Here is a 19,363-nt window from a genome sequence, read left to right as displayed (position 1 = left end):
CTTGCGCTGTTCATACACTGGGCAGATGAACCTGGGCAAGAACCTGGTCGACCTCGCGACCGCGCCGGCACGGGCGGGACTCGCCGTCGCCGAGGCATCGTTGGGGGCCGCCGCAGGTGCGGTGGGGCTGGCGCAGCGCACCCTGGGCGAGGCCGGAGCGCAGACCAGGTCCGCGCCCAACTCGATGGCGCACCTGCTGGGCATTGACGAGGCCGTGCAGCGTGCCAACCGGCTGGCCAAGCTGATGGACGACGACCAGCCGCTGGGGCGGGCGCTGACACCGGGCGGGCCGATCGACCGCCTGCTTCAGCCCGGCGGCGTGGTGGACAAGCTGACCATGCCCGGCGGGGTGCTGGACCGGCTGACCAAGGAGGACGGCGGCCTGATGCGGGCCATCGAGCCCGGCGGGCTGGTCGATCAGCTGCTCGACGAGAACGGAATCGTCGATCGGCTGCTGGCCGAGGACGGCCTGGCCGATCGGCTGCTTGCCGAGGGCGGCCTGGTCGAGAGGCTGACCGCCCGCAACGGCCCGCTCGAGCAGTTGGCGGCCGTCGCGGACACCCTGAACCGGTTGGCGCCCGGGCTGGAAGCGCTGGAACCGACGATCGAGGCGCTGCGCGACGCGGTGATCACGCTCAGCCAGGTGGTCAACCCGCTGAGCAACATCGCTGACCGCATCCCGTTCCCGGGCAGGCGGCCGCGGAACCGGCCCTCGTCCACACCCACGGTGGTGCGCTCGCAGCGCATCGTCGAGGCCGACGAGTAGGCGTCAGCCCTCCGCTTCGAGATCCTTCACCGCGGCGCTGATCGCGTCGGCATCCGGCGGCTGACCGTCCCATCTCTGCAGCAGCAACACGGTCGCGCCGCGCAGCATGCGGACGTAGTCGTCGACGTCGGCGGAGCTCTTGTACGACTTGATGCGACCGGCCACCTCAGGCGCGAGCGGCTCCAGCGAGGTGGCGATGGACGTCGCAAGGCTGCCCTCGGTCCCCGCGCTCTGGTCGAGCAGGGTCAGCAGCCGCTCGACCCTGTCCCGCGGCAGCGCGGGATACACGTGCGGGAAGTCGGCCAGTAGATCGTCCTTGACAGTCACGGGCAGCGGGTTCCCCGCGGGCGCAACCCGGTAAACTCTGCGCGTCGCCTCCTTAGCTCAGTGGTAGAGCGTTCGCCTTGTAAGCGGAATGTCATCGGTTCAATCCCGATAGGAGGCTCCACGGTCCGGCATGTTGTCGGAGGTAGCTCGTAACGTCCGACGCGTGAGACAGTGTCGCGGCTGTGGTTCACCGCTCTCGAAGCGCAGTCAGAAGATCTACTGCAGCAACGCGTGCCAGGCGACGGTTCGGCGCGACACCGGTACGCGACGTTGGCTCGAATCCGGCGAGGCGTGGCCAGGCAGCAGCCGCGGCCACTACATCCGGACCTACATCGCCGCCGCCCAGTCGGGTTGCTGTGCGATCTGTGGCGGCGCAGCTGTGTGGCTCGATCTCCCCCTGGCCTTCGTGTTGGACCACATCGACGGCGACCCGACCAACAACCGGCGGGAGAACCTGCGGCTGATCTGCCCGAACTGCGACTCGCAGCTGCCGACCTTCAAGAACCGCAACCGCGGCAAGGGGCGCCACTACCGCAGGCAGCGATACGCCGATGGCCAGTCCTACTGAGGCGTGTCTCCGTCGATCGGCTCCAGCATCGGCAGCAACGCGAGACGGACGAAGGCCCGCACCGAGCTCGCGTCGTCGAGATCGATCACGCCGACGGGTGTGAGCACCAGTGACATCGCCAGCCGCGCGATGACCTCCGCCTTGGCCTCCACATCACCGGCCCGAGCACGGCCGGCGCGGACCTCGGCGTCGAGACGGTGGGCGATCAGGAACCGGTAGAGCGCGAGCGCGGGCCCTCCGTCGACCGTCACCAGCGGCAGAACGTAATCCGGTTCGCTGTGCAGCAGCCGCCCGAACAGTGGATGACCGCGGGTGAACTCCATGACGAACGAGAACCCGTGCACCAACCGGTCCTCCAGCGTTCCGCCGCCGTCCCACGCGCGGTCCAATTCCTCCATGCCACGGCGGATCTCGCGAGCAACCACGAACTCGACCAGTCGCTCCTTGTTGGTGAACCGGCGGAACACCGTGACCCGCGAGACACCGGCGCGCTTCGCCACGTCGTCGATCGTGGACCGACGGATGCCGTATTGCGCGAACTGATCGAGCGCAGCGGCGGCGATGCGGTCGACCGTCGCGTCCTCGCCCGGCTCCGGCCCTACCTGCAGGATATCCGCCATTGACAGCATGGCTACTATGATACGCAATTCATAACTTAGTATCAATGGAGGGATGCGACCCATGCGTCGGACCACGCTCGATGTACCCCGATTACGCCGGCCCGCGGTGCTCAATGCCGCGGAATACTGGCTGGCCCCGGCGCGCTTCGCCGATCGCTGCGAAACCCTGGGCGACCGGTTCCAGGTTCCGATGCCGGCCACCGGACCCTGGCTCTGCCTCACCCATCCCGACGACGTCAAGCGCGTGTTCACTGCCGACACCGACGTACTGCGCTTCGGCGAGGCCCTGGCGAAGTCCTCCCCACATCCCCTCGTGCTCGGGCCGAGCGGATTGACGAACGTCGACGGCGCCGAGCACCGACGCCTACGCCGGGTGCAGAACCCGCCGTTCCACGGACAGTCTCTGACGATTCACGAGGCGACGGTGCGCACCAAGACCGAGCAGGCCCTGGCCCGCTGGCCCTACGGCGTCGCGACCCCGGCGCTACCGATGATGCAGTCGATCACCCTCGAGGTGATCATGGCGGCAGTCTTCGGAATCACCGACCCCGCACGCCTGCAACGCTTGCGCACAGCGATCGAAGCGCTGCTCCGGGAGGGCAATTCGCGACGATTCCTCGTCCAGACCATGATCGCCTCGTCCCGCCCGAACGGATGGGACGGCCCGTTCCCCCGGATGCGCCGGGCGATCGCCGCGGTCGACGTGGTCGTGCGGGAGGAGATCGACGCCCGGCGCGGATCCGGTGACCTCGACCGCGGCGACGTCCTCGGCGTACTGCTGCGGACCCCCGACGAGCACGGGTCCCTCCTGACGGACGCCGAGCTCTGCGACACGATGCGCACACTGCTGCTCGGCGGTCACGACACCACGGCGACGACGCTCGCCTGGGCCCTCGAACGGATGGCCCGCCATCCGGAGGTGCTCGTCCGCGCCGACGCCGCCGCACGTGACGGAGACGACGAGTACCTCGATGCGGTCGTGAAGGAGACGATGCGGCTGCGCCCGGTGTTCCCGCTCACCGGGCGCCTTGCCGCGGAGGACTTCGAGTTGCCCGGCCTGACCGTTCCGAAGGGCACGATGGTGAGCCCGTACATCACGCTCGTCAACCGGCGGCCCGACCTGTACGACGACCCGCACGCCTTCCGCCCCGAGCGGTTCCTCGACGCGACCGTACCCACCTACTCGTGGATCTCGTTCGGCGGCGGACGCAGGCGGTGCCTCGGAGCAGCGTTCGCCGCCATGGAGTCGCGCATCGTGCTGGCGACGATTTTGCGCACCGCACGCGTCGAACCCACCACCGAGCGATCAGAGCGCATCGGCAGGAGCACCGTCACGATCGTCCCTGCCCGTGGTGCCCGGATCGTGCTGGACCGCAGGCGGGCGCCGGCCCGCGGATCGGCCAGCCGACGCGGGCGACAAGGCCCACCCCACACTGCTTGTCCGGTCGCGGGCCGGTGACCAAAGGCTCACCCCATGGTCGCGAGGTTGTGCCAGAGGTTCCGCAGACTGTCGGTTCCGCCGAACAGCGTCGTGAAATGCGTGGAGTCGATCAGGACGATGTCGCCCGCACGCCCACCGTTCGGCGGCATCCAGATCAACGCGTTGAACTCGGTGTGCCCGGCGGCGGTGAACGGGTGCGGCCGGTTCGGGTCGACGCGCTGGCGCCCCAGCACCCGGAGCAGGTCGCTCTCCGGCTCCGTCAGCTCGTAGTGCGGCAGATGCGGGTGAAAGTTGAACGTGGTGACGTTGTCGAGCAGCCGAGGCGTGTCCAGGTCGCGTACACCGGTGAGCGGCGCGATGTCCTTCGTCCCTTCGACGACCGCGGGCCGTAACCCCCACACGTTGTGCACCGGCACGTCGAGCGCGGTCATCAACGAGCGGGTGTACTGGCTGAAGCGTTGCTGTCGCGGGACGAGTCGGTCACCGTGGTGCTGGTACTCGACCTGCCGCTGGTCGTAGTCGTCGGTGAATCCGACGTCGTGGTGCGGCGCAAGCAGCAGGCAGGTGCCCTCCCGCTGCAACCACTCGGTGATCGCGGCGATCTCCTCGGGCGCGGCCTCCTGCTGGCCGAGCAGGTGGTCGAGCCCGAACACCATCAGCGTGTCCGTGTCGGCCAGGATCCGCTCGTCGATCGGCTGCTGGTATCCGGCCTGGTCGATGCGCTGGAACACCGCGACCGGGTGACCGGTGGCTTCCTCCGCGACCTTCTGGAAGGCCAGCGACGACCGGTGGAAGAGCTCGAGGGTGCCTGCGATCCCCTGCAAGAAGTTCGCGGCGTCGTACTCGGGCGTCTCGTAGGCCGGCCAGAGCACGTTGCGCACCTCGGTGATCGTGGAGAAGCGGTTCTCGATCAGAGCGGGGTCGCGTTGCGCCTCCCACGGATAGCTCCACGTCCAGTAGATGCTGATGCGGCGTCCGCCGGAATGCGGCCGGGCCACGTGGTTCTGGTTGTAGGTGCGGGCGTGCGGCAACGAGGTCATGGCGATTCCGCTCCGCCCGAGGCCGCGAGGTGGCGCATCGCGTTGATCCCGGGAAGGAAGAAGTAGGCGCCACCGGTGAGGGTGGTGAATGCGGGCAGACCCTTGTGCACCTTGCGGATCGGCCGCTTGGGCACAGTGAAATCCAGCGTTCCGTCCTGTGTTCCGCAGATCGGGTCGTGTTCGTTGCCGAGCTCGTGAAACGCGCGGTCGTTGATCCACACGTTCTGCGCGAACTCGAACTGCCGGACCAGGTCGGCGCAGATGATGAACGCGGCGATACCGCGGTCCGCGCCGTCGTCCGGTGCTCCGTCGGGCAGTGCCGGACCGTAGGTGGCGCCGCGCCGGATCATCCTGCGGCGGTTCATGTTGTGCGCAGTGTCACGCGGATTGAGGCGGCGGGCATGTGATCCGAGCGGGCAGGCGTACCCGTGCGGATCCATGGTGCCGTAGTCGTAGTCGTTGTTGCGCATCGGGTCTGCGCCCAGTTCCGGGTCGTCACGATCTGGGGCCAGCACCAACGGTGCTCCGCTGCGCCAGCGGCCCATGAACTTGGCGGCCAGTAGTTCCTGCTGCTCCGCCGTCTCGGCGTTGTCGCTCAGATAGGAGCGGAACAGCCCGACGTGCTCCTGCAGTCTGCGGTATGCCGCGTATGTCCCGTTGCGGGACAACACGTCCGGCTGCGGGAGGTTGGCGGTCGGTCCCCACTCGTCGGGATATCCGAGCAGGAATTCGCCGGCCTTCAGCGCAGCGCCCGAGCCGGGCGTCGGCTCCTCACCGGAGCCCTCGATCACCGGTTGCGACAACCGGTCACGGAATCCGAAGTGGTCGTGCGCGTAGTTGAACGGCGGTGTGGCATTCAGGTCGAGACGGGACAGCACGCGCACCCCGTCGCATCGGGCCACCAACTCGTCGTGTGCGCGGGTGGCCCGCGCGTGCTCGGCGTCGTCGCGCGCGAACAGGATGGCGATGGCGTGCAGGTCGTCACCGGCCAGGCCGCCCTCCCACTTGTCCGGATGGTTCTGGCCGGTGTCCCCGAGGATGTCGGCTCGCGCGGCCATACCCTGCCGGAACGCCTCCGGAAAGCTGTCGAGCGACTCCTGCGAAACCCCGAGTGCGCGTAGTCCATTCCAGGTAAAGCCGAGCGTGACCCACCGCTTCGTCTCGTCCATCGTCTCCCGCACCGACGCCGCGGACTCGACGACGTCGGTCAGCTCGCTGAGCCAGGCGCGCGCGCCCGCCGGGTTGTCGAATGTCAGGAACTCGTAGCGCCCGGTCATCGACGGGGTCCGGGTCAGCAGGATGTGCTGGATGTCGTCGAGCTCAAGCATCAGTGCGCACCTCGGCGGCTCTCACTGCATCTGGTCGAGCATGGTCGAGAAGGCCGCTTTCAGTCGAAGTGCCTTCTTGATCTCGTCGGCCGTCACGTACGGATATTCGCCGTACTCCAAAAAGCTGGGGTAATGGTGCTCACGCACGAACTGCATGAAGGCGGCGGGGTTCTCCTTCCAATCCTCTGGGAAGCCTTCGAGATTCGTGAACACCGTGGTGATGCCCGTCGCGCTGAACAGCGCGACGGCGTCCTCGGTGTACTTGTCGAAGTCGGTGTCGAAGATGCCCTGATACTGGAAGTGCAGACCCGACCCGATGTCGAACAGCACCCACCGCAGATAGTGCAGCCGCAGCGGCGCCAGCACCTCCGGGCTGCCCGCGATGGCCTCTTCGATCTGCTTGCCGTACGCCCGTACCGCTTCCTCTCGCCCCTCCTTCACCTTCGCGATGATGGAGAAGCCGTAGCAGGCCGGCGTCCGCGGGAAGATCGGCCCATACCGGCCCCGCTGCTCTTCGAAATAGCCCTTCTCGGGAATGGCCATCGCCGCCGGAGTAGTCCAGTCACGTTCGGTCGTCGGCATGGCGGCCCCTTCGTCTAATTGATGTACCCAGACGGTACTCGGAGCGGGTTACGGACAGCAGCACTTTCAGCCGAAATCAGCACCTCGACATGTCCCGTTCACGAAATCCGTTTCGCGCACGCCACGGCCACGACAAGCGATGACACATCGCTGTGAAGCACAGCATTCCTAGCACATCGAACGTGTTTGCTCGTGCGTCAATTTTATTTTGATTTGGCAAGAACATCGCTTCTGGGCGCCACTCGCTTGAAGCACGCGAATTGCCGAATTTCTCCTCGACAATGGCGCGGCGTTCTATGCTCCGCCTGTGCGGGTGCCTGCGCTCGCCCAACTGAAGAAGGGGAGCTGTCATGCGATCACAGCGGCGCTACCTGACGTGGGGAGTGGCCGCCGCGGCGATCCCCGTGGCGGTCATCGTCTCGGCGCCACCGGCGGAGGCGGACTGCACCTACTCGGGTGGGACGACGATCTGCGCCCAGGGCGACGTCCGTGGCGCCGACGGCGTTCCGCGAGCAGCGACCGCGGGGGTGCCCTACCCGTGCGAGAACGACTGGTACTGCAACACCGACTGGGATCTCGATGTCGCGTGGGATCCCGGCATCGACCGTCCGGACGGCCCGAACCGTCCGAACCGCCCGAACCGCCCCGGCGGCGGGGGCGGCGGCGGAAGAGGACGTTGAGCAATTCAATGACCGGCCAACCCATCGATCGAGGAGACACGATGTTGCCTGCAGCACGCCGAGGACGCCGCGCAGCGATGGGAGTGGCCGGATTCGGCGCCCTGGCATGCGCCATGGCGATCGCCACCGGATCCGCCGGCGCACAACCACCGCCGCCCGCTCCGGTCCCACCGCCGTGCACGGCCGCGGAACTGGCCCGGGTGATGTCGGGAGTCACGTTCGAGACGTCGAACTATCTCACCCTCAACCCGCCGGTCAACGACTTCTTCACCAGCCTCAAGGGCCAGCCGAAGAACGAGATCGGCGAGAAGGTCCGGGTGTATCTCGACGCCAATCCGAACGTGCGGCAGGAACTTCAGCGCATCCGGCAACCATCGGTGGACTTCCGCCAGCGCTGCGGGGTACCTGCCACGCCATAGCGGTCGGTGGGTTCATTTCGTCATCGGCGTGATGGGTGATACGGAAATCAATCGGTGATGATGTCAAAAACCGACGAGCCGTCGATATCTGGATATCCGTGTTTCCTTGCGCGTCCGATTCTGCATGCGCAACAATCGTGCTCACCAGCGGTACACATTCGGCACTTTCAGATTTCCGATTTGTCTACTTGAATTCGACTCGGCGTCTTATGCTCCGGCTACGCGAGCGCTTCGCCCGCATTGCCGACGAAGGGGGAGCTCTCATGCGATCACAGCGGCGCTACCTGGCTTGGGGGCTGGTCGCTGCGGCCGTCCCCATGTCCGTCATCGTCACGGCGCCACCGGCAGTGGCGCAATGTACCTCCACATGGGGGACGTCGGTCTGCGCCCAGGGCGGCGACAGTGGGCCGAGGGTGGCCACTCCGGTGGTCCCGTACCCGTGTGACTACGACTGGTACTGCGACACCGACTCCGATGTCGACATCGCCTGGAACCCGGACCCTCCGGACCGTCCGGATCGCCCCATTGATCCTGGCCGCCCGGGCCGCCCAAACCGCCCCGGCGGTGGTGGATGACGATGAGCCCCGACGTGACCGGCCAACCCACAGATCAAGGAGACACGATGTTGCCTGCAACCCGCCCAGGACGCCGCACAGCGATGGGACTCGCCGGTTTCGGCGCCCTGGCTTGCGCCTTCGCGATCGCCACTGGATCCGCTGGCGCACAACCACTTCCGCCTGCTCCGATCCCGCCCCCATGCACCGCCGCGGAACTGGCCCGGGTGATGTCCGGGGTCACGTTCGAGACGTCGAACTATCTCACCCTCAACCCGCCGGTGAACGACTTCTTCACCAGTCTCAAAGGCCAGCCGAAGAACGAGATCGGCGAGAAGGTCCGGGTGTATCTCGACGCCAATCCGAACGTGCGGCAGGAACTTCAGCGCATCCGGCAACCATCGGTCGACTTCCGCCAGCGCTGCGGGGCACCCCTCACACCCTGACCATCGAGGGGTCGGCGTCGCGAAACGCGCAGGCTGCGGGCACGGCAGCCGTTAGTATCTGGGTGACCTGAACGAGGTTGCCATGACTGATCCGACTGCCGACTACCCGGGCGAGCTGTCCCGCACTCGAGCGACGCCTTTCGCCGGCGACGCGACAGAAGCCGGAACGGCGACCTTCGGATCGACGTCCACCCTCGGCCCGTGCACCCACTTCACCGATATCGAGGTCGGCCAGCGGCTCGACGACTTCGATCTGCTCATCGAACTCGGCAGCGGGGCTTTTGCGCGCGTCTTCCTGGCCCGGCAGATGTCGTTGCAACGACTGGTGGCGGTCAAGATCTCCGAGAATCTCGGCCACGAACCACAGACCCTCGCCCAGCTCGATCACGACTACATCGTCCGGGTCTTCGACCAGAGAATCCTCCGCGACCGGGACTGGCGGCTGCTGTACATGCAGTACCTGCCCGGCGGGACGCTGCTCGATCTCGTCGAAGCGGTGCACCGTACGGACCGGCCCCCCGACTCCGGTCAAGCGCTGATCGACGCGGTGGACAGCGCACTGGAGTCGCGCGGCGAGATCCGGCCGGCCGAGTCGGTCACCCGCGCCGAGCTCGCGGACCTCACCTGGCCCGAGACCGTCGCTTGGCTGGGTAAACGACTGGCCGAAGCAGTGCACTACGCGACGTCGCGAGGCGTCCTGCACCGCGACATCAAGCTTGCGAACGTGCTGCTCGCTCCCGACTGCACCCCGAAACTCGCTGACTTCAACATCAGCTTCGCCCGCAACGTCTCGGGCGCGAGCCCGTTCGACTATTTCGGCGGCTCACTGTCCTACATGTCGCCCGAGCAGCTCATGGCCTGCCGGCCCGGTCACACGCACGGTGCGGCCGACCTCGACACCCGCAGCGACACTTACTCGCTCGCTGTCGTGCTGTGGGAACTGCTGACCGGCCGGAAACCGTTCGACGACTCCGCGGCGCAAGCCGCTCGGGCGGACTCGGGCGGATCGATCAGCGACACCACCGCGCTCGAGCTGATGCTGACCGCCCGAGCGCAAGGGGTTTCGTCCGCGGCGATCGCCGCGCTGCCCGCGGACTGCCCTGCCGCGCTGTGTCGAGTTCTGCTGAAGGCACTCAGCAGCGATCGCGAACAGCGCTGGGCCTCGGGCGCCGAATTCGCCGAGCAACTGCAGCTGTGCCTCGATCCGCATGCCCGTGATCTCGTCGATCCGCCCGCGCGGAGTTGGCGGCTGCGGTTGCGGCCGTTCTTCCTGCCGATCGCCACGCTGGCCATCCTGATCCCCAACGTGCTGGCCAGCGCGTACAACATCGGACACAACCAGCTGCTCATCGTCAGCCAACTCTCCGAGCATGCCCAGGCCCGGTTCATGCTGGTCACCACACTGGTGAACCTGGTGTTCTTCCCGCTCGGCGGCGCGGTGCTGATCTATTGGTTCCGTTACGTCATCCTGGTTCCGCGGCGCCTGCGAAGCGGTCCGGCACCGCCCGCCGAAGACGTGGCCCGGGCCCGCCATGACTGCCTCGTCGCAGGTGACCGGGTGGTGTTCGTGGTGTTCGGTTTGTGGTTGCTGTCCGCGCTCACCTTTCCGTTCACCATGCAGTTCGCCGCGGGTGGAATTCCCGGCAGGTCGGCGATCCACTTCTTCGGGTCGATCACGGTGTGCGGCGCCATCGCGATCGCGTATCCGTTCTTCCTGGTCACCTTCTATGTGGTGCGCAGCGTCTATCCCGAACTGGTGGCACACGGACAGACCGACCAGCGGGAGGCCGAACAGCTATGCGCGCTGAGTCGTCGACTGCCCCGCTACCTCGCGGTTGCCGCGTCGGTGCCGTTGCTCGGGGTGGTGGCGGTGAGCTTCCTGACCGCCACCGAGATCGCCGCGGTCATCCTGCCGATCAGGGTGCTGTGTATCGGCGGCATTGCCGGCTTCGTTCTCGTGTACTGGCTGTCGCGGCAGATCGAAGCCGACATCCAAGCGCTCGAGCGGGTGATCTCCCACCGCGCGCCCCACTAGCTCCGCCGCGGATCAGTTCTCGTCGGCGATCTGGCGGCGGCTCTCATGCCCGCCGGGCGCGTCCGGATCCTCACCCTGATGATCGAACAGCTGCTGCTGTTCACGCTGCTCGTCGGTGACCTCTGTGGCGTCCTTCGGCCGGGCCGACGGGTCGTCTGGCTGCGTCATCCTCAGAGCCGGCCGACGGCGAATGTCACGGCCTGCGCGGTCATTCCGTTCACGCCGTAGAGCGCGTGGGCGAACGACGGCTGGCCGCCGGGCGTGCCGTCGCAGATGGTGTCGCCCTGGGCGCACAACTGGGTGGTCTTCGGTGCGTACAGCGGACCGATCGCAATGGGCGGTGCGCCATAGGTGCGCAGGAACGGCTCCGACGGCGTGCCGAACAGCGTCACCGCTGCGACGTGCTCGGCGATCTCCGGCGCCAGCGGCTGCGGGATGTAGGACGCGTACGCGGGCGGAACGTCAGCGGGAATCGAGGCCGACGTGGTGTAGCCGGCGACCGCCGCACCCTGGGAGAAGCCGCCGAGCACGATGCGGGTGTCCGGGCAGTTGGCTGCGGTCGCCTGGATGTGGCTGCCCGCGTCCCGGATGCCGTCGACGACCGTGCGCGCGAACTCCACACCGCCGGAGAAGTTGTTGCTGGCCGGATAGTTGACGGCGTAGACGTTGACCGTCCTGGGTGCCGCCTGGTTGCGCAGCGCGTCGACGAACGACTGGCCGACGCCTCCCACGCCCGGCGCCTCTCCGGTGCCCCGGGCGAACACCACCTCGACGTCGGCACACTGCTGGGCCGTCGCCGCCGGGGCGGGTGCCCCCACCAGCATCGCGGCCACGAAGGCCGGCGCGGCCATGACTGCCGCCGCACGGCCGGCCAGGTTCTTACACTTCATCGAATACTCCATCGTCGATCGGGAAGTGTCGTCATACCCCGAACTTTGCTGACGCAATCCGTGAGTCCACAGCCGTCACAACTGCTGACAGCGACCTCCCAGAAACGGGTATGCCCCGGCCATGACGGTCATCGGCTTCCACTGCTCCCACGAGCAGATCGACCCAGCCCAGCTCCTGCGCGACGTCCAGCACGCCGAACAGGCCGGCTTCACCGCGGGCATGTCCTCGGACCACTTGAGCCCGTGGAGCGAGCGGCAGGGCGAGTCCGGGTTCGCCTGGGCCTTCCTCGGCGCCGCACTCGCCACGACGAGTCTGCCGTTCGGCGTGGTCAACGCGCCGGGGCAGCGGTACCACCCGGCAATCATCGCCCAGGGCATCGCCACGCTGGCTCAGATGTTCCCGGGTCGGTTCTGGGCGGCGCTCGGCTCCGGCGAGGCATCCAACGAACGGGTCACCGGTGACGTGTGGCCACGGAAAGAGGTGCGCGATCAGCGCCTCGTCGAGTGCGTCGACGTCATCCGGCGGCTGCTGCGCGGCGAGGAGGTCAGCCACGACGGCCTGGTGCACGTCAACCGCGCCCGGCTGTGGACGCTGCCCGACGCCGTCCCCGATCTCGTCGGCCCGGCCGTCACACCCGAGACCGCCGCCCGCCACGCCGCCTGGGCCGACGCCCTGATCACCGTCAACCAGGACCGCGACACCCTGCGGCGGGTGCTCGACGCGTACCGCGGCGCAGGCGGCCGGGGCCCCGCTCGGCTGCAGATCCACCTCAGCTGGGCGCCCGACGAGGACACCGCGGAGGCGATCGCTCACGACCAGTGGCGCAGCAACGTGTTCCCACCACCGGTCTGCTGGGACACCGAGTCCGTCGAGGCGTTCGACGCGATCGGCCAGGACGTCACCGTCGACCAGGTCAGGAAGTCGGTGAACATCTCCAGCGACCTCGGCCGGCACGCCGAGTGGCTGCACGGATACCTCGAGCAGGGCTGGGACGAGCTGTACCTGCACTTCGTCGGCCAGCAGCAGACACCGTTCATCGACGCGTTCGGCGAGCACGTGCTGCCGCAGCTCTCCCCGACCGCACCCGCACCGGCCGCCGAAGCGGCCAACGCATGAGGCGGGCCGACACCGGCGACCTCTGGTACAAGAACGCCGTCTTCTACTGCGCCGACATCGAGACCTTCTACGACTGGAACGGCGACGGCTGCGGCGACATCCGCGGGATGACCGAACGCGTCGAGTACCTGGCCGACCTCGGCGTCACCTGCCTGTGGCTGATGCCCTTCTACCCCACCGCCCGCAAGGACGACGGATACGACATCATCGACTTCCTGAGCGTCGACCCCCGCCTGGGCAATCTCGGCGACTTCGTCGAGCTCGTCCGTACCGCCAAGGCCCACGGCATCCGGGTGATCATCGACTTCGTCATGAACCACACCTCCGACGCGCACCCGTGGTTCAAGTCCGCGCGCCGCAGCAAGGACGACTCCTACCGCGACTACTTCGTCTGGACCGACACCGAGCCGCCCGACACCTCGAAGGACGTCGTGTTTCCCGACCAGGAGGACAGCCTCTGGGAGCTCGACCCCAAGACAGGCGAGTGGTATCTGCACCATTTCTACAAGCACCAACCCGATCTGAACATCGAGAACCCCAAGGTGCAGGAGGAGATCTCGCGCACCCTCGGCTTCTGGCTACAGCTCGGGGTCTCGGGATTCCGGGTCGACGCGGTGCCGTTCCTGTTCGCCAAGGACGCCGTCCCGGGCCGGCCGGATCCGTTCGATCCCTTCGAATATCTCGGCGACGTGCGCAACTTCGTGAACCGCCGCGTCGGCGACGCCGTACTGCTCGGCGAGGTGAACGTGCCCTACAAGGATCAGAAGGCGTTCTTCGGCGGCGCTGACGGCGACGGCCTGAACATGCAGTTCGACTTCATCGGGATGCAGAACATCTTCCTGTCGCTGGCCCGCGCCGACGCCCGCCCGATCGCCAGGGCGTTGCGGCAACGGCCGAAACTCGACATCACCAGTCAGTGGGCGAATTTCGTGCGCAACCACGACGAGCTCACCCTCGACAAGCTGAGCGACGAGGAACGCCAGGAGGTGTTCGACGCGTTCGGACCCGACGAGGACATGCAGCTCTACGGTCGTGGGCTGCGCCGCCGGTTGCCCTCGATGCTCGGCGGTGACCAGCGCCGGATGAGAATGGCCTACTCACTGGCGTTCTCGCTGCCCGGCACACCGGTGCTGTTCTACGGCGAGGAACTCGGGATGGCCGAGAACCTCGAGGTGCCAGGACGGTTCGCGGTTCGCACCCCGATGCAGTGGACCGGCGGACCCAACGGCGGCTTCTCCCGCGCCGGGAAACGCCGACTGCCGCGACCACTCCCCGATGGGATGTACGGCCCGGACCGCGTCAACGCCGCCGATCAGCGCCACGACCACGAGTCGTTCTGGTGGTTCATGCGCAACCTGATCTACACCTACCGGCAGCAGCCTGAGATCGGCTGGTCCACCCCGGAAGTACTCAAGCAGCCACACCCGGGGGTGCTGGCACACGTCTGCCGGGAAGCCGAGTCGGACTGGTTGATGCTGGCGCTGCACAACTTCGGCGCAGACAGCTGCATGGTGCCCTTGCAGCTCGAGGACGAGGGCGGCTGCCTCCTGGTGGACCTGCTGCACGGTCTCACCGAGCATCGGCTCGACAGCAAGGGCCGCATCGAGATCGGCTTGGAGCCCTACGGCTACCGGTGGTTGCGGCTGCGCCGCCCGGACGACGACCCGATCATCTAGGCGGGCGGCCCGGCGTCCGTCGGCGGCGCTCCGACCACCAGCGCCGCGATCACCAGGGCGATGCCGGCGATCTCCGCTGCCGTCGGAACCTGCAGCAGCACAACGGCTCCGACCACCGCCGCCGTGGTGGGCAGCAGCGCCAGCAGAAGGGCGAACCGCGCGCGGCCCACCCGGGCCAGCACCAGTTGATCGAGCGCGTACGGGATGGCCGTGGACAGCACTCCGATGCCTGCGCCGAGCAGCCAGGTCCGCGCGTCGAGAAAGACCGTCGGTTCAACTCGGGCCTGGCCGGCGACGATCACCGGCGCGATCGCCACCGCGGCGATCGCCATGCCGACCGCGAGGGAGTCGAGGCCCTGCCCGGCGTCGGCGACGATCTTGCCCGTGACGATGTAACCGGCCCACATCGCGGCCGACGCCAGCGCGAAGGCGACACCGAGCCAGGAGGCCTCGAACTGCACGCCGGCGAGCAGGATCACCCCCGCGCACACGAGGACGACCGCGACGACGTCGCGCCGATGTCGAAAGCCGAGTGCCGCCACCACGACCGGGCCGAGGAACTCGATCGCCACCGCGGTGCCGAGCGGGATCCGCGCGATCGCCTCGTAGATGGCGATGTTCATGCCCGCGGTGATCAGGCCGAAGCACCCGGCCGCGGCCAGGCCGCGCCGCGTCCACGGCAGCCGCCACGGGCGGCGCCAGGCGCAGAGCAGCGCCGCCGCGGTCGCCACCCGCAGCCACGCCACCGTCGACGGTTCGGTGGTGTCGAACAGGAACACGCCGATCGCCGCACCCACGTACTGCGACACCGCACCGAGAACGAACAGCAGTGGCACCAGGCGGTTGGGCATGACGGCGGTCGACGCTCAGCCGGCGAACGATATCGACGTCTCGGAGCAATTCGTGACGGCCCGACCGGGCGGGAACGTGGTGGGATCGGCGCCGGCGACGACGCCGTCGCGGTAGTAGGCCCGAGTGCGGTCCGACGTGCACTCGAAGTCGGCGTTCAGCACGCGGAACGACGCCGGGTCGGCACCCGCGATCGGCTTGCCCATCCAGTAGACCCGGGCGGCGTCCACGGCGTAGGGGCCCTGTAGCGGACGGAAGCTCTCGGCGTCTGCGCCGGCGATCGGACCGGTGAAGTAGAAGACCTGTGCCGCGTCCTGTGCATACGCCCCCCGCAACACACGGAATGTCGCAGGATCGGCGTCGCCGATGACGCCGCCGTTGACGTGCACCGCGGCCCTGTCCCTGGTGAACAGGTAGGAGTCGACGTTCGAGATGATCGCGAAGTTCGCGGGGTCATCGGACAGCACGCGACCGTCGCTCCAGTACACCGCGCGGCCGTCGCGGGTCAGGTCGCCGTCGAGCAGGGCGAAGTGTGCGGGATCGTCGCTGACGATGCGGTCCCGCCGGAACACGTGCGATCGGTCGCGGGCGAAGTCCTGACGGTCCAAGAGTTCGAAGCTCTCCGGATCCGCTTCCACGAGGCGCCGGCCGTCGACGTAGACGCTGCGCCGGTCACGCGCGAACGTCCGATCGAGCGCCTGGAACGACGGGGCGTCGGCGCCGGCGATCTCGACCGCCGTGCCGGGGAACGCCTCGAGGTAGAACACCTTGCCGTCGCGGACGTGGTAACCCGCGGCGTCGAACCACGAGGTCGGCGCCTTGTCACGGCCGCAGCCGACCACGAACAGGCACATCGCGACCACGCATGCCGCGGCGACCGGTCTGCGCATCCGACGATCGAAGCACCTCGCCGGCCGACGCGTCGATCGATCCGTCGGAACGCGCGGCGAGCGGATTGGTCACCGCTTTCATTGGCAAAGATCAATTGCCAATGCGAACACGTGCGACGACTTCGTAATCTCCGGGCGTATCTACTTCGCCAAAAAATAACACCGGCGTAACAATCGCCGTTCACGCCCGACGTCCGGAATGCCACCGCCGGCGACCAATCCCTCCTGACACCGAGGTGGGCGGCGGCATCATAAAGCCGACCATCCGAACACATCGGAAGTTCGCCGAAGTCGCGGAATGTGATTCGCAGTGTCATTCTCCGCCCCTGCCGCCCGCAGCAGACACCGAACACCGACGGCGATGCGGCCTCCCACCGAGCTCCTCGAGGTCACGCTGAAGAGGCGTCTGAACAGCAGGTATCCCTCAGGACAACGGGTGGGTGCGCGGGCGATGCCGCCGACGCGGCACGATCGCCCGCGACGTGCACCTACGCAAGTGAGCAGAGCTGGACCGTCGCCGATTGGTTGCCAACGATGCATTTCCATGCCTTCGGGCTCGTGGGCCGCCGGTGTCACCGCTCGCCGCGCGTCGCAATCGGAGCCGCCGCCGGTAGGGATGATCTTGTTTTCAACGAAGATTTGCCAAGATCACCTTTCGGCTTGCCTTTTATCACGCGAAGAACGCCAGAACACGCTAAAGTCTCGCGCGGGGGCAAACTTATGACCGGAGGTGTCACTGCATCGGCGTCGCCGGTGCCGTGGCAGACGAGGAGGGGACCATGCGCCGACGTGCGGTATTGACCGGAGGGGCAGGATTCGTCGGCTCCCACCTGGCGGAAAGCTTGTTGGAGCACGACATCGACGTCGTCTGTCTGGACAACTTCGTGACCGGGGCACCGGAGAACGTCGCCCATCTACTGGGGCGCGACGGGTTCCGCCTGCTCAAGGTCGACGTCTCGGACTACATCTCCATCCCGGGACCGGTCGACTACGTGCTCCACTTCGCGTCACCGGCGTCGCCCGTCGACTACTCCGAACTGCCGATCCAGACCATGAAGGCCGGTTCCCTCGGCACGCTGCACACGCTGGGCCTGGCCAAGGACAAGGGCGCGCGCTACCTGCTGGCGTCGACCTCGGAGACGTACGGGGACCCCCTGGTCCACCCGCAGCCCGAAACATATTGGGGCAACGTCAATCCGGTCGGCCCACGCGCCTGCTACGACGAGGCGAAGCGCTTCGCGGAGGCGCTGACCACGTCCTACCGGGTCAAGCACGGCGTCAACGCCGCCATCATGCGGATCTTCAACACCTACGGTCCCCGGATGCGGCCGCGCGACGGGCGGGCCATTCCCAACTTCGTCGGTCAGGCACTGTCGAACACGCCGATCACCGTGCACGGTGACGGCAGCCAGACCCGCTCGGTCTGCTACGTCGACGACCTGGTCGACGGTGCGTTGCGGCTGCTGTTCTCGGACCTGTCGGGCCCGGTGAACGTCGGCAATCCGCACGAGATGACCGTGCTCGAGCTCGCCAACCTGGTCCGCGAACTCACCGGGTCGCAGTCCCCGGTGGAGTTCACCGACCGCGGCCAGGACGATCCCTCTCAGCGCAGGCCCGACATCGAACTGGCTCGCAGGGAGCTGGGGTGGGAGCCCAAGGTCGACGTCCGCGAGGGTCTCCTGGAGACGATCGGCTGGTTCCGCGACCAGTCCGACGAGCGGTCACCGGCAAGCTTCCCCACGCCGCGGCGCGCTCCGCGCGAGGCCGAGCAGGACCGCCCACGGCACAAGGTCGCGGTGATCGGCACCGGGTACGTCGGCGCAGTGACCTCCATCTGCCTGGCATCGCTGGGTCACGTGGTGTGTGGTCTCGATGCGGACCCGGCAAGGGCCGGCCAGCTCAACGACGGTCAGGCGCCGTTCCACGAGCCGGGCCTGCCCGAGATGCTGACCGCCACCCTGGGCACCGGCCGGCTGAAGTTCACCGACCAGCCGGCCGAGGCGCTGACCGACGCGGACTTCGTGTTCCTCTGTGTCGGCACTCCGCTCGGCACCGACGGGTCACCCGACCTCACTCAGCTCGAGAGCGCGATCCGCTCCCTCGCGCCGCATCTGCGTCCCGGAGTGGTGATCGTCAACAAGTCGACCGTGCCGGTCGGCTCCGGCAACTGGACCCGCACGATCCTGGAAGAGGCGCTGCCCGGCGGCAGGCAGACGTTCTTCCACGTCGTCTCCAACCCCGAATTCCTGCGCGAAGGCAGCGCCATCGAGGACTTCCTGTACCCGGACCGGATCGTGCTCGGCGGTGACCCGTCCGACGTGAACCGGGTCGCGCAGCTCTACCAGCCGGTGGTCGACCAGTCCTTCGAGGCCGGCCGCCGCAATCACCGGCCGGCGCTGATCACCACCGAGTTGGCATCGGCCGAGATGATCAAGTACGCGGCCAACGCCTTCCTCGCGACGAAGATCAGCTTCGCGAACGAGATGTCGCAGCTGTGTGAGTTGGTCGGAGCGGACGTACGCGAGGTTCTTCCCGCCATCGGCGCCGATCGCCGCGTGGGCAACGCGTTCCTCAATCCCGGGGTGGGCTGGGGTGGCTCGTGCTTCGGCAAGGATGTCGCCGGTTTGATCTCGACCGGCCAGGAGTACGGCTACACCCCCTCCATGCTGTGCGCGACGGTCGAGATCAACCAGGCGCAGCGCGCGACGGCGGTGCGCAAGCTGCAGCGGGAGCTGCACGTACTCAAGGGCCGCCGCATCGCCCTGCTCGGGCTGACGTTCAAGCCGGGGACCGACGACCTGCGTGATGCTCCCGCACTGGACGTGGCCAAACGGCTGCTGGCCGCGGGGGCAGTGATCTCGGCGTTCGACCCGGTGGTCAAGTCGCTGCCCGACGAGTACGCGGCGATCCGCCTTGCCAGTGACGCGTACGACGCGGCCGACCGGGTGGACGCGCTGATCCTGATGACCGACTGGCCGGAGTTCCGCTTCATCGACGCTGCAGCGTTGCGCCGCGTCATGCGCGGAGACCTGGTCGTCGACGGTCGAAACTTCCTGCCGCAGGCCGCCTTCGCGGGATCCGGTCTGCGTCTCATCGGCTTCGGCTGGTGACCCAACTCCACCATCACACTCCGAA

Annotated in this window: 19 protein-coding genes and 1 tRNA gene; 11 read left to right on the top strand and 9 right to left on the bottom strand. The window is 67.6% G+C overall.

The window, feature by feature from the left end; all coding sequences use genetic code 11:
* Window positions 1–25: 25 nt before the first annotated feature.
* Entirely contained in the window at window positions 26–766 is a 741-nt protein-coding gene (locus ACPCHZ_RS07855; protein ID WP_364975708.1) for a hypothetical protein, read from the top strand.
* Window positions 767–769: 3 nt separating this feature from the next.
* Here ACPCHZ_RS07855 and ACPCHZ_RS07850 read toward each other — a convergent pair whose 3' ends face one another.
* Window positions 770–1,093, bottom strand: coding sequence for a hypothetical protein (locus tag ACPCHZ_RS07850; RefSeq protein WP_423484231.1), 324 nt, complete (start codon window positions 1,091–1,093; stop codon window positions 770–772).
* Window positions 1,094–1,139: 46 nt separating this feature from the next.
* Between ACPCHZ_RS07850 and ACPCHZ_RS07845 the strand changes: the two genes are divergently transcribed.
* Window positions 1,140–1,214: transfer RNA gene (locus ACPCHZ_RS07845), tRNA-Thr, on the top strand.
* A gap of 42 nt (window positions 1,215–1,256) precedes the next feature.
* Window positions 1,257–1,661, top strand: a complete 405-nt coding sequence (locus tag ACPCHZ_RS07840) for an HNH endonuclease (RefSeq protein WP_364975711.1) — start codon at window positions 1,257–1,259, stop codon at window positions 1,659–1,661.
* Here the strand turns inward: ACPCHZ_RS07840 and ACPCHZ_RS07835 are convergent.
* Window positions 1,655–2,344 (bottom strand): TetR/AcrR family transcriptional regulator, encoded by a 690-nt coding sequence (locus ACPCHZ_RS07835; RefSeq protein WP_423484230.1) that lies wholly within the window; start codon window positions 2,342–2,344, stop codon window positions 1,655–1,657. The genes ACPCHZ_RS07840 and ACPCHZ_RS07835 overlap by 7 nt on opposite strands.
* On the opposite strand from ACPCHZ_RS07835, the gene ACPCHZ_RS07830 reads away from it, so the two are divergent.
* Entirely contained in the window at window positions 2,343–3,740 is a 1,398-nt protein-coding gene (locus tag ACPCHZ_RS07830) for a cytochrome P450 (RefSeq protein ID WP_423484229.1), read from the top strand. The two genes, ACPCHZ_RS07835 and ACPCHZ_RS07830, sit on opposite strands and share 2 nt — an antisense overlap.
* A gap of 8 nt (window positions 3,741–3,748) precedes the next feature.
* Here the strand turns inward: ACPCHZ_RS07830 and ACPCHZ_RS07825 are convergent, their stop codons facing one another.
* From ACPCHZ_RS07825 to ACPCHZ_RS07815, 3 genes are read right to left on the bottom strand one after another with little or no spacing between them, the layout of a single operon-like run.
* Window positions 3,749–4,762 (bottom strand): hypothetical protein, encoded by a 1,014-nt coding sequence (locus tag ACPCHZ_RS07825; RefSeq protein WP_423484228.1) that lies wholly within the window; start codon window positions 4,760–4,762, stop codon window positions 3,749–3,751.
* Window positions 4,759–6,090 (bottom strand): Dyp-type peroxidase, encoded by a 1,332-nt coding sequence (locus tag ACPCHZ_RS07820; protein WP_423484227.1) that lies wholly within the window; start codon window positions 6,088–6,090, stop codon window positions 4,759–4,761. Before ACPCHZ_RS07820 ends, ACPCHZ_RS07825 begins: the two co-directional genes overlap by 4 nt.
* A gap of 21 nt (window positions 6,091–6,111) precedes the next feature.
* Window positions 6,112–6,672 carry a hypothetical protein gene (locus ACPCHZ_RS07815; RefSeq protein WP_423484226.1) on the bottom strand — a complete coding sequence of 187 codons (561 nt, stop codon included), beginning with the start codon at window positions 6,670–6,672 and terminating at the stop codon, window positions 6,112–6,114.
* A 350-nt stretch (window positions 6,673–7,022) separates the two neighbouring features.
* Between ACPCHZ_RS07815 and ACPCHZ_RS07810 the strand changes: the two genes are divergently transcribed.
* The 4 genes from ACPCHZ_RS07810 (at window position 7,023) to ACPCHZ_RS07795 (ending at window position 10,806) form a co-directional block, all read left to right on the top strand.
* Window positions 7,023–7,352, top strand: coding sequence for a hypothetical protein (locus tag ACPCHZ_RS07810; RefSeq protein ID WP_423484225.1), 330 nt, complete (start codon window positions 7,023–7,025; stop codon window positions 7,350–7,352).
* A gap of 41 nt (window positions 7,353–7,393) precedes the next feature.
* The gene (locus ACPCHZ_RS07805; RefSeq protein WP_423484224.1) at window positions 7,394–7,771 is read left to right on the top strand and encodes a heme-binding protein; all 378 of its coding nucleotides are present in this window, start codon (window positions 7,394–7,396) and stop codon (window positions 7,769–7,771) included.
* Window positions 7,772–8,348: 577 nt separating this feature from the next.
* Window positions 8,349–8,771 (top strand): heme-binding protein, encoded by a 423-nt coding sequence (locus ACPCHZ_RS07800; protein ID WP_423484223.1) that lies wholly within the window; start codon window positions 8,349–8,351, stop codon window positions 8,769–8,771.
* An 82-nt stretch (window positions 8,772–8,853) separates the two neighbouring features.
* Window positions 8,854–10,806: a serine/threonine-protein kinase gene (locus tag ACPCHZ_RS07795; RefSeq protein WP_423484222.1), complete on the top strand. Its 1,953-nt coding sequence runs from the start codon at window positions 8,854–8,856 to the stop codon at window positions 10,804–10,806.
* Window positions 10,807–10,818: 12 nt separating this feature from the next.
* On the opposite strand, the gene ACPCHZ_RS07790 is transcribed toward ACPCHZ_RS07795, so the two are convergent.
* Both ACPCHZ_RS07790 and ACPCHZ_RS07785 read right to left on the bottom strand, forming a co-directional pair.
* On the bottom strand, window positions 10,819–10,974 hold the full coding sequence (locus ACPCHZ_RS07790) for a hypothetical protein (protein ID WP_423484221.1): 156 nt from the start codon (window positions 10,972–10,974) through the stop codon (window positions 10,819–10,821).
* Window positions 10,975–10,976: 2 nt separating this feature from the next.
* On the bottom strand, window positions 10,977–11,696 hold the full coding sequence (locus ACPCHZ_RS07785) for a cutinase family protein (RefSeq protein WP_423484220.1): 720 nt from the start codon (window positions 11,694–11,696) through the stop codon (window positions 10,977–10,979).
* 121 nt (window positions 11,697–11,817) lie between these two features.
* Between ACPCHZ_RS07785 and ACPCHZ_RS07780 the strand changes: the two genes are divergently transcribed.
* Window positions 11,818–12,813 carry a TIGR03885 family FMN-dependent LLM class oxidoreductase gene (locus ACPCHZ_RS07780; RefSeq protein ID WP_423484219.1) on the top strand — a complete coding sequence of 332 codons (996 nt, stop codon included), beginning with the start codon at window positions 11,818–11,820 and terminating at the stop codon, window positions 12,811–12,813.
* Entirely contained in the window at window positions 12,810–14,489 is a 1,680-nt protein-coding gene (locus tag ACPCHZ_RS07775; RefSeq protein ID WP_423484218.1) for an alpha-amylase family protein, read from the top strand. The genes ACPCHZ_RS07780 and ACPCHZ_RS07775 overlap by 4 nt, the downstream gene beginning before the upstream one ends.
* Here ACPCHZ_RS07775 and ACPCHZ_RS07770 read toward each other — a convergent pair.
* Window positions 14,486–15,340, bottom strand: a complete 855-nt coding sequence (locus tag ACPCHZ_RS07770) for an EamA family transporter (protein WP_423484217.1) — start codon at window positions 15,338–15,340, stop codon at window positions 14,486–14,488. The genes ACPCHZ_RS07775 and ACPCHZ_RS07770 overlap by 4 nt on opposite strands.
* A gap of 15 nt (window positions 15,341–15,355) precedes the next feature.
* Window positions 15,356–16,228 (bottom strand): DKNYY domain-containing protein, encoded by an 873-nt coding sequence (locus tag ACPCHZ_RS07765; protein ID WP_423484216.1) that lies wholly within the window; start codon window positions 16,226–16,228, stop codon window positions 15,356–15,358.
* 779 nt (window positions 16,229–17,007) lie between these two features.
* Here ACPCHZ_RS07765 and ACPCHZ_RS07760 point away from each other — a divergent pair.
* The gene (locus ACPCHZ_RS07760; RefSeq protein WP_423484215.1) at window positions 17,008–19,338 is read left to right on the top strand and encodes a UDP-glucuronate decarboxylase; all 2,331 of its coding nucleotides are present in this window, start codon (window positions 17,008–17,010) and stop codon (window positions 19,336–19,338) included.
* Window positions 19,339–19,363 lie beyond the last annotated feature (25 nt).

Origin of the sequence: Mycobacterium sp. NPDC050041, from assembly GCF_049541695.1 — a bacterium.
In the GTDB taxonomy this organism is placed as follows: Bacteria; Actinomycetota; Actinomycetes; order Mycobacteriales; family Mycobacteriaceae; genus Mycobacterium.
This window is presented reverse-complemented; position numbering and strand designations above follow the sequence as displayed.

Excerpts from the sequence above, each read along its gene's own strand:
- ACPCHZ_RS07785 (WP_423484220.1), bottom strand. The coding sequence starts at position 11,696 with ATGAAGTGTAAGAACCTGGCCGGCCGTGCGGCGGCAGTCATGGCCGCG.
- ACPCHZ_RS07780 (WP_423484219.1), top strand. The coding sequence starts at position 11,818 with ATGACGGTCATCGGCTTCCACTGCTCCCACGAGCAGATCGACCCAGCC.
- ACPCHZ_RS07770 (WP_423484217.1), bottom strand. The coding sequence starts at position 15,340 with ATGCCCAACCGCCTGGTGCCACTGCTGTTCGTTCTCGGTGCGGTGTCG.
- ACPCHZ_RS07790 (WP_423484221.1), bottom strand. The coding sequence starts at position 10,974 with ATGACGCAGCCAGACGACCCGTCGGCCCGGCCGAAGGACGCCACAGAG.
- ACPCHZ_RS07855 (WP_364975708.1), top strand. The coding sequence starts at position 26 with ATGAACCTGGGCAAGAACCTGGTCGACCTCGCGACCGCGCCGGCACGG.
- ACPCHZ_RS07765 (WP_423484216.1), bottom strand. The coding sequence starts at position 16,228 with ATGCGCAGACCGGTCGCCGCGGCATGCGTGGTCGCGATGTGCCTGTTC.
- ACPCHZ_RS07805 (WP_423484224.1), top strand. The coding sequence starts at position 7,394 with ATGTTGCCTGCAGCACGCCGAGGACGCCGCGCAGCGATGGGAGTGGCC.
- ACPCHZ_RS07835 (WP_423484230.1), bottom strand. The coding sequence starts at position 2,344 with ATGGGTCGCATCCCTCCATTGATACTAAGTTATGAATTGCGTATCATA.
- ACPCHZ_RS07795 (WP_423484222.1), top strand. The coding sequence starts at position 8,854 with ATGACTGATCCGACTGCCGACTACCCGGGCGAGCTGTCCCGCACTCGA.
- ACPCHZ_RS07810 (WP_423484225.1), top strand. The coding sequence starts at position 7,023 with ATGCGATCACAGCGGCGCTACCTGACGTGGGGAGTGGCCGCCGCGGCG.
- ACPCHZ_RS07815 (WP_423484226.1), bottom strand. The coding sequence starts at position 6,672 with ATGCCGACGACCGAACGTGACTGGACTACTCCGGCGGCGATGGCCATT.
- ACPCHZ_RS07830 (WP_423484229.1), top strand. The coding sequence starts at position 2,343 with ATGCGTCGGACCACGCTCGATGTACCCCGATTACGCCGGCCCGCGGTG.
- ACPCHZ_RS07820 (WP_423484227.1), bottom strand. The coding sequence starts at position 6,090 with ATGCTTGAGCTCGACGACATCCAGCACATCCTGCTGACCCGGACCCCG.
- ACPCHZ_RS07775 (WP_423484218.1), top strand. The coding sequence starts at position 12,810 with ATGAGGCGGGCCGACACCGGCGACCTCTGGTACAAGAACGCCGTCTTC.
- ACPCHZ_RS07760 (WP_423484215.1), top strand. The coding sequence starts at position 17,008 with ATGCGCCGACGTGCGGTATTGACCGGAGGGGCAGGATTCGTCGGCTCC.
- ACPCHZ_RS07825 (WP_423484228.1), bottom strand. The coding sequence starts at position 4,762 with ATGACCTCGTTGCCGCACGCCCGCACCTACAACCAGAACCACGTGGCC.
- ACPCHZ_RS07800 (WP_423484223.1), top strand. The coding sequence starts at position 8,349 with ATGAGCCCCGACGTGACCGGCCAACCCACAGATCAAGGAGACACGATG.